Source organism: Parasphingorhabdus sp. (genome assembly GCF_036963705.1).
In the GTDB taxonomy this organism is placed as follows: domain Bacteria; phylum Pseudomonadota; class Alphaproteobacteria; order Sphingomonadales; family Sphingomonadaceae; genus Parasphingorhabdus.
On the sequence record NZ_JBALUT010000014.1, the window covers coordinates 44,095 to 59,117 of the forward strand.

Here is a 15,023-nt window from a genome sequence, read left to right on the forward strand (position 1 = left end):
TCTCCTGTATCGGTCCGTTAGAGGCCGAGGATCATTTTGGTGATGATATTGCGCTGGATCTCGTTGGATCCGCCATAGATCGATGTCTTGCGCATATTATAATAAGTCGGCGCAGCATGATGGGCATAGTCCGGACCAATCGGGAAGTCGTTCGAACCATCATCCGGGAAACTGCGGAAATCGGGCGTGCCATAATGGCCGACCGCTTCCAGTGTCAGTTCGGTCAGGCGCTGCTGGATTTCCGTGCCTTTGACTTTCAACAAGGAACTTTCCGGTCCCGGTCCCTTGCCAGCCTGTTCGCCGGCGAGCGTCCGCAATTCGGTGATTTCCAACGCCGAGAGGTCGATTTCCAGCTGACTGATCTTCTGGGCAAAACCCATATCTTCGATCAGAGGCTTGCCGTCGAGCAATTCGGAGGCTGCGATTTCCTTGAGCTGTTCGACACCGCGTTTGGAACGGGCGACGCCGGCAATGCCGGAGCGTTCGTGCGCGAGCAGGAACTTGGCATAGGTCCAGCCCTTATTCTCTTCACCAATCAAATTGGTCGCAGGCACGCGGACATCGGTGAGCCACACTTCGTTCACTTCATAGCCACCGTCGATCAGCTTGATCGGGCGCACTTCAATTCCGGGGGTCTTCATGTCGACGAGAATGAAGCTGATGCCCATTTGCGGCTTGGGTGCGTCCGGATCGGTGCGGCAGAGGAAGAATCCCCAGTCCGCATGTTGCGCCAATGTCGTCCAGGTCTTCTGGCCGTTGATGATATAATCATCGCCATCGCGCACGGCGGTCGTTTTCAACGACGCCAGATCGGAGCCCGCACCAGGTTCCGAATAGCCCTGACACCACCATACTTCACCCGATCTAATGCCGGGCAAATGCTGGGCTTTCTGCTCTTCATTTCCGAATGTGTAAATCACCGGCGCGACCATCGCGACGCCGAAAGGCAATGGCATCACGGTGTTTTTCCGCGCATTTTCTTCCGACCAGATATAGCGCTGGGTCGGCGTCCAGTCGGTGCCGCCATATTCCGTCGGCCAGGCCGGAACGGACCAGCCCTTTTTGCCGAGAATCTTGTGCCAGGCGAGCATATCCTGGGGACTCAGGTCATCCTGAACTCCGCGCGTGCCGATATTCTCGGGATAATTATTTTCAATAAATTCACGCACTTCTGCGCGAAAGGCTTTTTCTTCTTCTGTGAATTCCAGATTCATGGGAATGCTCCTTGGTCAGAATTTGGCTGGACTATAGGGCGAAACCCGCCGAAAACAAGCAATTAACCAAGCGATTAAGGTGACGCTACGGAACCGCCGGATCGCTGCCATTTGTCCACTTTACTCGTGCGGCGAAAACTTGTCCTTGCGCCGCTTGCCGAATTTCATACTCCGCTCCAGTCGGGCCCGCAGCGCGGTATAATAAGCCTCGAGGAAAGCCCGCTCGTCCCCGCTGCCCGGTTCCCATCCGATTTTCTGGCAAATGGAAGTCGCAACCTTTTCAAGCGCTTCATCCTGGTCGCTGCGCAGGACATTTTCCAATGTCTGCAATTCATATTCGCCATAGACCGACAATTCTGCATCGGAAAATTGATAGCGCCCAGCAACAGGAGCCCCGTCTGACGATATCTGTGCCACCGAAGGTGCGACAATATCACCGAGATTTCTTTTCACATTCTGGATCACCCAGGTCCCGGCGATCACGTCACCGCCGCGTAGCCGATCCTTGTTGAACAACGGAAAGAGCAGAAACATCAACACCCAGAGAAACCCGGCCCAGGCGGTGAAATCCGTCATCGTCCCGTCGGCTCCTGCCGAAGTCAAAAAGGTCAATGGCAGGAAAAGTTCGACCGCACGAACAATGTTGCGGGCGATAACCGCTTCTGCGGTCAGGCGACTTCCGTCACGACTGGCGACCCGAATCCCGACGATCCTTTTTCCCCAAGTAGCCGACCTGTGCCCCAATTCAAAATATATGAAATAGCCGTTGAGTAACAGAAAATTGGCTATGAAATAGAAAATCCCGACGACTCCCAACGGACCATCCAGATCAAAAAAATCGTCGCCTCCCGCAAAAAGAAGAAATGCCAAAGCCAGACATAAAAGCGCGATCACCGTTGAGACAAGCTGGATGAATATCAGATCGAGCAGCAGAGCTCCGGCCCTTGCACCGGCACTGGCAATCGTGACATTGAGCGGGACACCCTCCGGCGTAACCATGATACGGTCGAGTTTCGGATCGGCGGAATGGCGAATCCAGGGGTCGACGGCTTTGCTGCGACTCATGCGTTGGGCCTCCGCCTGTCCCGGCCAAAGCCGATGAAATAGACAAGCCATAGCAGCAGCATCCCGCCGCCAACGCCAAAGCGGCCCGCGGTATTGTTGATAAGCTGACGGGCAAAACCCTCGAGCAATCCGGCGCAGACCAGCATGATGATGACGCCTGCCATCACCAGAGCCGCCCGCTTGCCGGCATCGCTGGCAGCCTTGAGATGGGAACGCGCGCCAGGAAAGGCCATAGAACGACCGACATGAATTCCTGCCGCACCAGCCAGCAGAATCGCGAATAGTTCGGTCGTGCCGTGAATCGACAACCAGCCGACAAAATCGACCGTCAGGCCGCGTTGCGCGAACACCCAGAGCATCGCTCCGAGTAGCGCCATATTGTGAATCAGCAGCAATATGCTGGGAATGGCAAAGGCAAATCCTAGCGCAAAGGCTAGAATCGCGACCTGCGCGTTGTTGCTGAAAAGAAATGCCGCAAACACACCCAGGCCATCGGATTCCTCGGTGCCGAAAAGCGTCCCGCGCAGTGCTTCTTCAGTCGCGCCCGGTACCCGCACTTCGGAGAAACCTCCCGGTACCAGAGCATAGAACCAGTCACTATCCCCAGCGACCAGTATATAGCCTATCGCCGCTCCGGCGATCATCACCGACAAGGCAATCCAGATATCGAGATGGATGGCGCGAACCGCGCGACTCCAGCCGCCGCCGAAAAAGCTGCCAAGCCAGCGGCCGAAACTGGTCTGGGTGCCGTAGACCAGAAAATAGGACCGCAGCGCCAGACCTTCGAGATAGTCGATCAGGCCGGCGTCGAGCGAATTTTCCCGGGCGATCGACAGGCTGGACAATAATGTGCGGTACAGGGTCGGCAGCGCCAGCACATCGTCATCAGACAGCCGCCGATTCTTGCCCTTCTCCATCTTGGTGACAATATCTTCCAGCCGGATCCAGTCCGCCTCCCGCTCCAGCCGGAAGCGGTCGCTCCGCAACACCGCTGCGCTCAATGCCTGTTCTGTACTCACAGGGCGCCCCGCCTTTTGATCTTGAGGTAGGAGTTGATCAGTCGCGGTCCGATTTCCTGATGCGCTCCCTCGATTACATCAATTCCCATGTGCCTGAGTTTGGTCAGCACCAGTTTTTTCTGATCGAGCAAATTTTGCGCGGTCACCGCTCGCACGACATCCTCCGCGCTCTCGGGCGGCTTGTCGATAATCAAGGTCAGTTCCCGGTCCTCAAGAACCACGAAGAGCACCAGATGCTTGTCGATCAACCGGCCTGCCGCCTCGAGCATCAGATCGGCTGCGGTCGGATCGGTGAAGTCGGTGAAGATGATGATCAGCGAGCGCCGCTTGAGCCGGTGCTGCAAGCTCGACAGCGCCAATGTGTAATTGCTCTCCTGATGGCGATAGTCGATGGTCGCCGCTTCCTGCTGCAACCGGAAAAAATTTCGACTACCGGAGAGAAAGGGTGTCGACAGTTCGGGTTTGGCGGCAAAGCTGAACAGGCTGGCCCGGTCGCCCGCCTTGAGCATGATATAGGCAGTCAGCAGTGCCGCTGAGACCGCCCGGTCGATACGCGGCAAGCCGTCAACCGGTTCGCACATGGCCGACCCGCAATCCAGCGCGAAAACAATCTGGTTGTTGCGCTCGGTGTCAAATTCCTTGGCCAGCAATTTGCTGTGCCGGGCCGATCCTTTCCAGTCGATGCTGCGCCGGTCCATGCCCGGCTGATATTCGGACAGGGCTTCAAATTCACTGCCTTCGCCGCGAATTTTCCGCGCGAGCAAACCGAATATCGAATCGCGCATGAACATTTGCAGCGTTGGACTGCGCACCGCCGAAATATTCGGCATCACCGCGACACTCTGATTGCTCTGCTTTTGAATCTGCCGCCAGGCCAGACCAAGCGGCCCGGTCCATCTCAACCACAGCTTGCCGATGTCTCCAATCCCTCGTCTGGCGGGAACTGTGGTCGCCTGCCCGGAATAGGAATAACCATCTGCAGCGCTCCGGCTCAGGGAGAAGGCGACCGTTCCATCCTCCGCCAGCCGCTCGTCCAGACCGAGATTGCCGAACAATTTCCGCGGCCCGATCTTTCCGGAAAAATCCGCCGCCAGTCCCAGGAAGAGCGGTTCACCAATCTCAGTGCTGCTCGACACCGTCAAACGCACCTCGTTTGCCTTGGCAGCGACCAGTCCATCGAGAATGAGCAGGAGCAGCAGCATCGCCGCCCAGCCAGCACCAATCGCCCACAGCGACGGGATGATCGCCGCCAGGACCGCAGCGATCGGCGCACCAAGCGCAATGAGCCAGATGGCCCGCCCGGTCGGGTAGAAATTCAACGAGGCGCTTCCGTCCGTTCGACCAGCCCGGTGATAATGCTGTCGATCTGACGGCCTTCAATCTCGGCTGCCGGAGAAAGCATGGTCCGGTGGCGGAGCACCGATGGCGCCAGCGCTTTGACATCATCGGGAATGACATAGTCTCGGCCGGCAATCGCCGCCCGTGCCCGCGCCGCATTGGCCAGCATGATCGCCGCGCGCGGACTGGCCCCATTTTCAAGATCGGCGGTTTCGCGGGTCGCCCGGATCAGACGGACGACATAGTCTACCACATCCTCGACCAGCTTCACCGACTTCACCACCTCGCTCGCGGCAGTCAGCATCGCACCATCTGCCTGCGTTTCAATGCCGAAGTCCTTTGGCACCGGCGCGCCAACGCGCTCGCCATATTGAATAACGATCTGCTTCTCTTCCTCGGCATCGGGATATTCGACCAGAAGCTTGAACAGGAACCGGTCGAGCTGGGCCTCGGGTAGCGGATAGACGCCCTGCTGTTCGATCGGGTTCTGGGTGGCAACAACCATGAAGCGCGAACCGAGCGCGTGGGTTTCGCCATCGATCGTCACCGACCGTTCCTGCATCGCCTCCAGCATCGCCGCCTGTGTTTTCGGCGGCGTACGGTTGATTTCGTCGGCGAGCAGCAAGTCGCAGAAAATCGGCCCCCGGGTCAGAGTGAAATTGCTGGTCTGGAAGTTGAACAGGTTGGACCCGATAATGTCACCGGGCATCAGATCGGGGGTGAACTGGATACGCCCGAAATCCAGGCCGAGCGTGGCCGAAAAACATTGCGCCAGAAAGGTTTTCGCTGTCCCCGGCGGCCCTTCGAGCAGCACATGGCCGGACGAAAACAGCGCAATCAGCAGATGGTCGACAATTTCTTCCTGCCCGATGATCGCCTTGGCCACCTGACCCCGGATATTGTCTGCCAGAGACTTGAGTTCGTCGATATTCATCCGATAATTTCCTTTTTCCAGGCGTGAAGGGCTGCGGCCCCGTCAGCTATTTCTTGTGGCTTGCGCGCGCGAACGAGCTGTTGGAACAAGGCGGAGAAGCTATTTCCGCCGCTCTCCCCCAGTGCATCCAGTCGTTGATGGATTTCCTGTTCGGTCGCTTTCGGGCTGATCCCGACTGCCTTGGCCGCTTGCGTCCTTATAATCTCGGCATAGGGATCGGTGACCAGATATCCGCGCTGCATACGGCTGATAAAAGCGGCGCTGTTGTTGACCAGAGCGGATTTACCGAAATCCATGCTGCGTTTTTCCATGATCGGCGGCCCGAAGCGGTTGAACGCCATCCACACCGCAGCCAGTGCGGCGGTGATCAGGCAAATGGTCGCGGAAAGAAACGGCGGCGCAAAAGCCAGAGTCAGCAAATTCTCCGCGCTCCCCAGGCCGTTGAAGGTAAGATCGAAGGTCACATCGCCATCGCTGGCGGTTGCAACCGCCTTGATCAATGCCAGAGCATGACGCGCGGTTGGTTTGTCGGCCATGCCGGCATTGTTGAGCAGGTCGGCATCGGCGACGATCACCACCGGGTAGAAGGATTCATCAATCTCCTCTTCAACCGCAATTTGTGATGCATCCAGGCTGTCCAGCTGGTCGTAAACGCCCCCGTCATCAAGATAGGCGACCAATGCACCCTCGGACGACGGCCCCCGCACAACGGTGCGAACGGTATCTCCCTTGATCGTGACCGGCATTTCGGGCGCCTTCACTCTACCCCCCACCGAGGACGCCACCGAGCGTCCGGCCAGGGACTTGTCCTCGACGGTGATATTGACCTCGACCAGATCTTTCAGCATTTCTGTGCCGGGATTTCCGCCCCACGGTTCTCCACGGTGGACCCAGCCCTTCTGCAAGTCGGGGCTCGTGCCGATCTGCCACTTGGGCAGGATGATCATTGTCGGTCCGACATAGGCTCGCTGCTGGATCACGGCATCAATTTCTGCAGCGGGGGTAAACGGACCTGGTGTCAAAATCAGCAGACCGCCATTATCCATACCCGCCTGAGATCGGGAATATTGCACCGGCACACCGGTTTTTTCGAGCAGGTTGGCGAGCGCCTTATAGCCGACGATGCTGTTGGAAGCACCGTGCGCATCGCCGTTTTTACCCGAAGCAAGCGGATCAGCCGCACCCAGTCCATAGAGCAGCACGATGAACGCCGAAAAGCCGACGGCAAACATGATCATGATCGTCGTCCGCCGGAAGGGGTTCGCCTGAACGCTCATCCTTTCCCCGCTTTCCGCCAGGTTTCCTTCAGCGCAAAACCGGCATAGGCATCCCGCGATACCCGCCAACCGCTTTCGTCAATCGGCAGAGCTGCGAATATGCCGCGCTCGACCTGGCCTGCGATCACCGCAAACATCGCTCGCGCGGTTTCGGGCAGACTTTCAAACCGCTCGATCTCGCGTGATGTGCTCGATGGACGCAGCAAATCCGGCCGCCGTTTTTCGATATCGTCAATGCTGTGATGGAGCAGCAGGTGAACCGCCTGATCAAATTGTCCCTTGGCGGCCAGCGCCTCTGCCTGCGCGAGCAATTCCCGGGCTTCTGCCGGTTGCGGTTGCCAGTCATCCCTCGCCGGACGTTTCCGGCCGCGCCGTTGTTCGACATAAGGCGCTATAATGATCCACAATAACGTCAGCACACCGGCTGCGAGCAGAAGCATCAAAAGGATGCGTAATATCGGCCAAGCCTCAGCGACAATTTCGAACACAGGCTTGAGCAATTCGCCAAGCCAGTCGACAAAATCCAGCCACCATTGCGGTGATTCCGGCGGCTTGGGGACCGGGGTTGGCGTGAACTGGATATCCGCGTCAGCGCTTACCTCGTCCCAAGCAACGTTGAAAGAAGCGGTGTTACTGTCACCTTGTACTTGTGCGTCCGTTGCCACGGTGAAGATGTTGCAGAAACAAGCCGATCGGGCAAGGGCGAAGATCGTCGTTTTGTTAAGCTTTACCTCTAGTATAAATTATGACAACTTGACCAACAGACAACAAAAAAGGGGGATATGAGATGGCGGACACAGCACAACATTTGGATATTGGCAGGGTGCTCAATAACACTTTGGGCGTGATTGCGCGCAATCCGTTGATCTTCCTCGGCCTGTCATTCTTGATCGTCGCTCTGCCCCAGTCGCTTATTCAGTTGGCGACCGGCACTTCGATGGCTGGCAGCGACGCAGCCGCGATGATGGCGATGTTCGATTCCCCGTCGTTGATGGCAGCGGCGTTCGGCGGATGGCTCTTGTTCATCATATTATCGGTTCTATTGCAGGCCACATTCATCATCGCCACGGTCAAGGACCTCAATGGACAAAAAGTCAGTCTGGGCGAATGTATCGGCCATGCGGTCGTCAAAATAGTGCCTCTGATCGGTCTGGCGATATTAATGATATTGGGCATCATGCTTGGCATGATGTTGCTCGTCATCCCCGGCCTCATACTGGCGCTGATGTGGATTGTAGCCTCGCCGGTCATGATGGCTGAAGACAAAGGAATTATCGATTCATTGAAGCGCAGTGCGGAACTGACCAAGGGTTCAAAACGCTGGATTGTGCTTTTGTTCATCGTCTACATCATTATCACCATGATATTGGGAATGTTCATGATCCCTTTTGCTTTTGCCGGCACCACCGCAATCGCGATCGCTGGATTGATCATCAACACCCTTTCCGGCGCGATACAGGGGACAGGTATTGCTGCGGTCTATGTTGATCTTCGCATAGTGAAAGAAGGCGGCAACACAGACGCGCTGGCAGATGTGTTTGCCTGAACCGGAACAGTCGACTCGCACCAGCCAACAGGATTGTTGGCATAAGAGGCTTAATTGCCTATAGGTTGCATATTGCCATTCAATCACCCGGGTGAAACTTCCATGATCAAGCTGAACGTCAACGGTCAAAGCAAAGAGGTCGATGTCGACCCGGCGACACCAATATTATGGGTTGTGCGCGAGAATCTGAAAATGTCCGGCACCAAGTTCGGCTGCGGCATCGCCCAGTGCGGCGCCTGCACCGTACATCTCGATGGCAAGCCGATCCGCAGCTGCTCGACGCCGCTTTCCGCCGCTGAAGGCAAGACAATCACCACCATCGAAGGCCTCGCCAGCGAAGACGGCACTTTGCACAAGGTCCAGCAGGCCTGGATCGAAGCGCAGGTTCCGCAATGCGGCTATTGCCAATCGGGCCAGATCATGTCGGCCACTGCATTGCTCAAGGAAAATCCCCAACCAACCGACACGCAGATCGATGCTGCCATGGCCGGCAATGTCTGCCGCTGCGGCATGTATGGCCGGATACGCAAGGCGATCAAGGCGGCTGCCGGCATCGAACAACCCGCGAAAGTGGAGGCGTAGTCATGGGCAAATGGTCAAGACGCGCGTTCATCGGAGCCGGTGTAGTTGCCGGTAGCGCACTGGTTGTCGGCGTAGCGGTCCGTCAGGGCAATCCGATCGACCGGCTGAGTCCGCTACTCACAAACGGCGAGAATGAACAACTGCTCAACGCCTGGGTCAAGGTCGATACCGACAATGTCGTCACCGCCGTCATCCCGCATGTCGAAATGGGGCAAGGAGTCTATACAGCACTGGCCCAGATGCTGGCGGACGAGATGGATGCCGACTGGAACAAGGTGCAGATTCTCGAAGCGCCTGCCGACATGCAATATGTATCCGATTCGATCGGCCGCGATTTTCTGTTTCCCAATCTCCAGGTCCCGGCGCTGTTCGAACCGACGGTCGCGGGCGGCATATTGGAACTGGCGCAGGCAATGGGCCTGCAATTTACCGGCGGCAGTTACTCGGTCCGCGCCACCGGCCAGCGCGCGATGCGCACCGCCGGCGCCGCAGCCCGCGAAATGCTGGTGGCAGCCGCAGCCAGCGAATGGCAAGTTCCGGCAAGCGAAATCAGCACCGCGGACAGCATGCTCATCCATGCCAAGAGCGGCAAGTCCGAACCCTTTGCGACATTTGCCCTCGCCGCAGCGGAGCAAAGCCTGCCCGCCAAGCCCAAGCTCAAATCACCAGAAAATTACAAGATCATGGGTCAGCCAAAGGCCCGCCACGATATTCCGGAAAAGGTCGATGGCAGTGCGGTTTTCGGCATAGATGCCGATGTCCCGGGGATGAAATATGCAGCGGTCAAGGCCCCTCCGGTGATAGGCGCCACGGTTGAATCGATGGATGCAACCACCGCCAAGACCATGCCCGGCGTGCTGCAGATCCTCAACATGGGCGATTTTGTCGCCGTGGTGGCCGACGGCTATTGGCAGGCGCAGCAAGCGCTGGGTACGATCGACACCCAATATAGCAAAACCGAAGGCGACAGCCTTGATCAGGACGCAATCTTCGCCCGTTACGCCAGCCATCTCGACGAGGCCGGTGAAGACGGCGGCGATATGCAGACCGAAGCGGGCGATGTCGCCAAGGGCTTTGCCGAGGCAGCAACCAAGGTCGAAGCGGAGTATAAAGTGCCGTTTCTTGCCCACGCGACGATGGAGCCGATGAACTGCACCGCCTGGGTGCGCGACGGCAAATGCGACGTATGGTCGGGCCATCAGGCACCGGTCAATGCGCGTCAGGCAGCCGCCGATGCCGCCGGCCTGCCGTTCGAGGATGTGACCTATCATAACGCCTATCTTGGCGGCGGTTTCGGACGCCGGTCCAACAGCGACGCTATCATCATGGCGACGCGGATTGCCAAGGCAACCGGCTATCCGGTCAAGATGATCTGGTCGCGGGAAGAGGACACGGCGCAGGATCATTATCGTCCGTCGGCGACCAGTCGCTTCAAGGGCGGGCTCGACAAGGACGGAAAACTGGTCAGCTGGGACAATATCCACACCCATCTCTTTGATCCCGCAGACGCGCCGACCGTGCCTTATTATAACATCGCCAGTCACAAGATCCGCAAGGTCGATGTGCCAATGCATCTGCGCTTTGGGCCCTGGCGTTCGGTCGATCACAGCCAGCACGGATTCTTCATCGAATCCTTTGTCGACGAAATGGCCCATGCTGCCGGCAAGGATGGCTATGCCTTCCGCCGCGAACTGCTGGCAGAATCGCCGCGCCATTTGAAGGTACTCGAGACCGCCGCGAAAATGTCGGGCTGGGGCAGCCCGCTTCCCGAAAAACATGGTCGCGGTATCGCCTTTGTGCCGTCCTTCGGATCGATTGTCGCACAGGTTGCCGAAGTCGACATGAGCGGACCCAAGCCGAAGGTGACAAAAGTCTATGTCGCTGCAGATCCCGGTTTTGTCATCAATCCCGACGGTTTTACCGCGCAGATGGAAAGCGCGATTGTCTATGGTCTGACAGCAGCGCTCTATGGCGATATCACGATCAAGGACGGCGCGGTCCAGCAAAGCAATTTCCACGACTATCCGATGCTCCGGATCGACGAAATGCCCGACGTTGAAGTGGCGCTGATCAACGGCGATCACGAACGTCTCGGCGGTGGCGGTGAACCCGGCCTGCCGCCGATTGCACCGGCCGTCACCAACGCGATTTTTGCTGCCACCGGTACGCGCATTCGTGAACTGCCTTTATCCAAACATAGCTTTGCCTGATCGGAGTCTAGACATGACCACAGCGCGAAACCTTGCCTGCCTTTCCATTTTTCTGCTCGCCGCATGCGGTGCCGATCCTGCACCGGGACCAGTGGAACAGATCATCGTCCGCGAACCGGGAGCCACACCGGTGGCAAGTGCTGCCGCGACCGATGCTGCTCCGGCCAACACGATGCTCGCCGATGGAAAAGCGGCATTCGCCAATTGCGCTGCCTGCCACACGCTGGAACAGGGCGCGCCCAATGGCGCTGGCCCCAATCTCTTCGGGATTGTCGGCAAAGCGGCCGGGTCTGTTGCCGGCTTTAACTATTCCGATGCGCTAAAGGCATCGGGCGTCACCTGGACCGCAGCCGAACTGGACAGCTATATCGCCGATCCAGCCGCAAAAATTCCCGGCACGACGATGGTTGCCGGCGCAATTGCGGATCAGGCCAAACGACAGGCAGTCATCGCCTATATCGAAAGTGCTACCACCAATTGAACGAGAGCTTCGGCATCATGCTGGCGCTGCTGGCTGCCGGACAATCGAGCAGATTCGGTGATAAGGACAAGCTCAGCGCCTTGCTGGGCGACAAGATGCTGGGCCTGTACGCAGCCGATGCTGCCTCGGACCTTCCCTTCGCCCGGAAGCTTGTGATCGGTTCGCCCGCACATGATTGTGCGCCGCAATGGGGTGCGCTCGGCTATCAAATGATCGCCAATGAAGCCGCCGCACAAGGTCAGGCAACATCTGTCCGCCTCGCCGCTGCCCAGGCGATTGCATCCGGAGCCAGCGCATTGTGCATCATGCTTGCCGACATGCCTTTTGTAACAAACGGGCATATCGGAAGACTGATTGCTGCCTTCGAGCAAGAAGGCGGGACCCGCACCATTGCATCCGCCCGCCACGAACAGCCGATGCCACCGGCAATTTTTCCTTCCGGCGCGCTGGAAACGCTATTGGACCTGACAGGAGATGCTGGGGCTAGAAAGCTCCTGGGCGATGCTCTTTTAATTGCGGGCAGCGATCAGCTGCTGACGGATATCGACACACCGGAAGATTTGGCAGACGCTAACCGAAACTTCAAACAGAGCAAATAGCTATTGGCTAAAAATGGATTCAGTCGCGATCCAGTCTTTGCCCCAGTTTCACGAAGAAGATGATCAAAAATGGTACCAGCAGGAAGGACAAGACGACCTTGGCCGAACCCTGACCAAGCAGCAATTGGCCGATCGGGCGCTCGCCATAGAAAGCGATGGTGATGAAAATGACCGTATCGACAAGTTGCGACAAGGCGCTGGCAATGGCAGCGCGCAATGCCAGCATCGCGCCTTTCATATTGGCCAGACGGGAAAAGATATAGACGTTGAGAAACTGCGACACACCATAAGCGATAATCCCGGCAAACATCAGCCGTGCGCCTTGGGAAAGAATGATCGGAAAGGCTTCTTTCGCTGGTTCGTACATCCCCGGGTCGGTCGGCAATGCCAGCACGATCTGGATCAATATGATCGCGGTGATCAGAGGAATGAAGCCGAAGCGGACCAGCCGGTTGGCAACATCCCGGCCATGCAATTCCGCGACTGCGCTGGATAATACGACCAGAAGCAGAAACGGAAAAATCCCCGATTCGACGGCCAAGGGCCCAAGCGCGACCTGTTTCGCACCCAATATTCCGGCAATGCAGGTCATCCCGCCATAAAGCACGGCGAAGACAAACAGGGATCGCGGGATGAGGTTGGTTTTTGCAGTTTCAATCATCGCGATTGCCTAGCGCGGTCTGCGACGAAAAAAAAGAAATAGTCACAGGTGCGATTTTTTCTATAGGGAAAAGAATATTGAAAGCAGCAGGACGCGGCCCATTAAGTCGCACGATCGGGGGACAGTTTGCAGAGACTTGCAGTATATTGCGGCGCCAATGCCGGACAAGACCCGGCCTATGCCGAAGCGACGATATTGCTTGGCAAGACCATGGCAGCTCGCCATGTCGATCTGGTCTATGGCGGCGGCAGGCTCGGCCTGATGGGGATTATTGCCGACACTGTGCTCGCCGAAGGCGGCCGGGTCCACGGCGTTATTCCGGAAATGCTGAAAGATCTCGAAGTCGCCCATCAAGGGGTCACAGAGCTGCACATCGTCCAGAATATGCACGAACGCAAAGCCAAGATGACCGACTTGACCGATGCCTTTGTCGCCTTGCCGGGTGGAGTCGGCACGATGGATGAATTGTTCGAGGCCTGGAGCTGGAACGCGCTCGGCTATCATAACAAGCCATTCGCGATATTGAATATTGGTGGCTACTGGGATTCGCTGATCGATTTTCTCGACAAAATGTCGGAACAGGGGTTCGTTTCGGCCGAACGGCGCAAACATCTGATCGTGTCCGACAATATCGACGACTGCCTCGATCGCCTTGCGGCGGCCTGCAATAGCGAGACCGGCAGTTTCACCTGGTGAGCCCTGTTGCGCTGAAAATTTGACTGGAAAAAACCGATGATACCCATCCTGACAAGCATTGCCGGCATGGCGTTGATCCTGCTGATCGCCTTTGGCCTCTCGACCGGACGGCGGAATATCCGATTCCGGGTGGTTGGCGCAGCTTTCGCGCTGCAGGCCGGAATTGCCGTCATCGTGCTTTATATTCCTGCCGGGAAACGGATCATCGAAGCCATGGCGTTCGGTGTTTCCAGCCTGCTTGGCTACGCATCGGCCGGCACCAATTTTATCTTTGGCCCGCTCGCCTCTCCCGAACTGGGCGGCAACAGCTTTGCGATAGCGGCGTTACCGGTAATCATCTTTTTCTCGGCGCTGATTTCGATCCTATATTATCTGGGCATCATGCAGTTCATCATCAAATGGGTCGGCGGCGCGATCCAGAAGGTGACCGGCATATCGAAGGTTGAATCGCTGTGCGCGGCGGCGAATATTTTCGTCGGCCAGTCGGAGTCGCCTTTGGTTATCCGTCCCTATCTCGCCAGCCTGACCCAGTCGCAGCTGTTCACCGTGATGAGCGTCGGCATGGCCGGTGTCGCTGGCACAATTTTGGCGGCTTATGCTGCCATGGGGATTCGGGTCGATTATCTGCTCGCCGCCGCCTTCATGTCGGCTCCTGGCGGGATATTGATGGCCAAGATCATCATGCCGGACAATCCCGATGATCCAGCCCCCGAAGAACTGCTGGTCGCGGTCGAATATGAAGACGAAAAGCCGGCCAACATCATCATGGCTGCAGCGATGGGCGCTCAGACCGGTGTCAAACTGGCGGTTGCGGTCGGCGCGATGGTGCTCGCCTTTGTCGCGCTGGTCGCAATGGCCAACGGCCTGCTGGGCGGGATTGGCAGCTGGTTTGGCATGCCCGACCTCAGCTTCCAGTTGGTCATCGGTTATATTTTCGCTCCAATCATGTTTCTGCTCGGCGTGCCGTGGAACGAAGCGCTGGGCGCAGGCGGTCTGTTTGGTACCAAGATCGTGCTCAACGAATTTGTCGCCTTCATCGAACTGGGCAAGATTCAGGACGGCATTTCCCCGCTGACCAACGCCATTGTCATCTTCGCCCTGTGCGGCTTTGCCAATTTCAGCAGCATCGCTATCCAGCTCGCCGTCACCGGCGGTCTCGCGCCCAATCAGCGCCCGGTCATCGCCCGGCTGGGCCTGCGCGCACTGGCCGCAGGATCGCTGGCTAATCTGATGAGCGCAGCGCTTGCCGGCATATTGCTGTCGCTCGGTTGAACCGAACCCGATTGACAAAGAAACACGAGAGCGCATTTTAAGAGCATGACCCAGAACCCAGACACATTGGCCGCCGTTTCGCTCGCCATGGCGGACGAAGACAGCGACGCTTTCGCCGAACGGATCGGT

Annotated in this window: 15 protein-coding genes; 7 read left to right on the forward strand and 8 right to left on the reverse strand. The window is 57.5% G+C overall.

Going from position 1 to position 15,023, the window contains the following annotated elements; translation table 11 throughout:
* Positions 1-17: 17 nt before the first annotated feature.
* The 7 genes from V7680_RS05305 to V7680_RS05335 all read right to left on the reverse strand — a co-directional run bounded on the left by V7680_RS05305 (position 18) and on the right by V7680_RS05335 (position 7,512).
* Positions 18-1,214, reverse strand: a complete 1,197-nt coding sequence (locus V7680_RS05305; RefSeq protein ID WP_335652247.1) for an acyl-CoA dehydrogenase family protein — start codon at positions 1,212-1,214, stop codon at positions 18-20.
* 120 nt (positions 1,215-1,334) lie between these two features.
* Entirely contained in the window at positions 1,335-2,279 is a 945-nt protein-coding gene (locus V7680_RS05310; protein WP_335652248.1) for an RDD family protein, read from the reverse strand.
* Entirely contained in the window at positions 2,276-3,298 is a 1,023-nt protein-coding gene (locus tag V7680_RS05315) for a stage II sporulation protein M (RefSeq protein WP_335652249.1), read from the reverse strand. Before V7680_RS05315 ends, V7680_RS05310 begins: the two co-directional genes overlap by 4 nt.
* Positions 3,295-4,617 (reverse strand): DUF58 domain-containing protein, encoded by a 1,323-nt coding sequence (locus tag V7680_RS05320; protein ID WP_335652250.1) that lies wholly within the window; start codon positions 4,615-4,617, stop codon positions 3,295-3,297. The genes V7680_RS05315 and V7680_RS05320 overlap by 4 nt, the downstream gene beginning before the upstream one ends.
* Positions 4,614-5,570 (reverse strand): AAA family ATPase, encoded by a 957-nt coding sequence (locus tag V7680_RS05325; RefSeq protein WP_335652251.1) that lies wholly within the window; start codon positions 5,568-5,570, stop codon positions 4,614-4,616. Before V7680_RS05325 ends, V7680_RS05320 begins: the two co-directional genes overlap by 4 nt.
* Positions 5,567-6,847 carry a DUF4350 domain-containing protein gene (locus V7680_RS05330; protein ID WP_335652252.1) on the reverse strand — a complete coding sequence of 427 codons (1,281 nt, stop codon included), beginning with the start codon at positions 6,845-6,847 and terminating at the stop codon, positions 5,567-5,569. Before V7680_RS05330 ends, V7680_RS05325 begins: the two co-directional genes overlap by 4 nt.
* Complete coding sequence (locus tag V7680_RS05335; RefSeq protein ID WP_335652253.1) at positions 6,844-7,512, reverse strand: hypothetical protein; 669 nt, start codon at positions 7,510-7,512, stop codon at positions 6,844-6,846. Before V7680_RS05335 ends, V7680_RS05330 begins: the two co-directional genes overlap by 4 nt.
* Positions 7,513-7,634: 122 nt before the next feature.
* Between V7680_RS05335 and V7680_RS05340 the strand changes: the two genes are divergently transcribed.
* The 5 genes from V7680_RS05340 (at position 7,635) to V7680_RS05360 (ending at position 12,265) form a co-directional block, all read left to right on the forward strand.
* Positions 7,635-8,393 carry a YciC family protein gene (locus V7680_RS05340; RefSeq protein ID WP_335652254.1) on the forward strand — a complete coding sequence of 253 codons (759 nt, stop codon included), beginning with the start codon at positions 7,635-7,637 and terminating at the stop codon, positions 8,391-8,393.
* A 102-nt stretch (positions 8,394-8,495) separates the two neighbouring features.
* Complete coding sequence (locus V7680_RS05345) at positions 8,496-8,975, forward strand: (2Fe-2S)-binding protein (protein WP_335652255.1); 480 nt, start codon at positions 8,496-8,498, stop codon at positions 8,973-8,975.
* A gap of 2 nt (positions 8,976-8,977) precedes the next feature.
* On the forward strand, positions 8,978-11,185 hold the full coding sequence (locus V7680_RS05350; protein WP_335652256.1) for a xanthine dehydrogenase family protein molybdopterin-binding subunit: 2,208 nt from the start codon (positions 8,978-8,980) through the stop codon (positions 11,183-11,185).
* Between the two features lie 13 nt (positions 11,186-11,198).
* Complete coding sequence (locus V7680_RS05355) at positions 11,199-11,666, forward strand: c-type cytochrome (protein WP_335652257.1); 468 nt, start codon at positions 11,199-11,201, stop codon at positions 11,664-11,666.
* A complete protein-coding gene (locus tag V7680_RS05360; RefSeq protein WP_335652258.1) occupies positions 11,663-12,265 on the forward strand; it encodes a nucleotidyltransferase family protein in 603 nt (200 codons plus the stop codon). The genes V7680_RS05355 and V7680_RS05360 overlap by 4 nt, the downstream gene beginning before the upstream one ends.
* A gap of 19 nt (positions 12,266-12,284) precedes the next feature.
* Here V7680_RS05360 and V7680_RS05365 read toward each other — a convergent pair whose 3' ends face one another.
* Complete coding sequence (locus V7680_RS05365) at positions 12,285-12,926, reverse strand: queuosine precursor transporter (protein WP_335652259.1); 642 nt, start codon at positions 12,924-12,926, stop codon at positions 12,285-12,287.
* A gap of 126 nt (positions 12,927-13,052) precedes the next feature.
* Here V7680_RS05365 and V7680_RS05370 point away from each other — a divergent pair, with 126 nt between their 5' ends.
* The gene (locus V7680_RS05370) at positions 13,053-13,622 is read left to right on the forward strand and encodes a TIGR00730 family Rossman fold protein (protein ID WP_335652260.1); all 570 of its coding nucleotides are present in this window, start codon (positions 13,053-13,055) and stop codon (positions 13,620-13,622) included.
* A 36-nt stretch (positions 13,623-13,658) separates the two neighbouring features.
* Positions 13,659-14,894 (forward strand): NupC/NupG family nucleoside CNT transporter, encoded by a 1,236-nt coding sequence (locus V7680_RS05375; RefSeq protein WP_442954975.1) that lies wholly within the window; start codon positions 13,659-13,661, stop codon positions 14,892-14,894.
* The last annotated feature ends 129 nt before the right edge of the window (positions 14,895-15,023 follow it).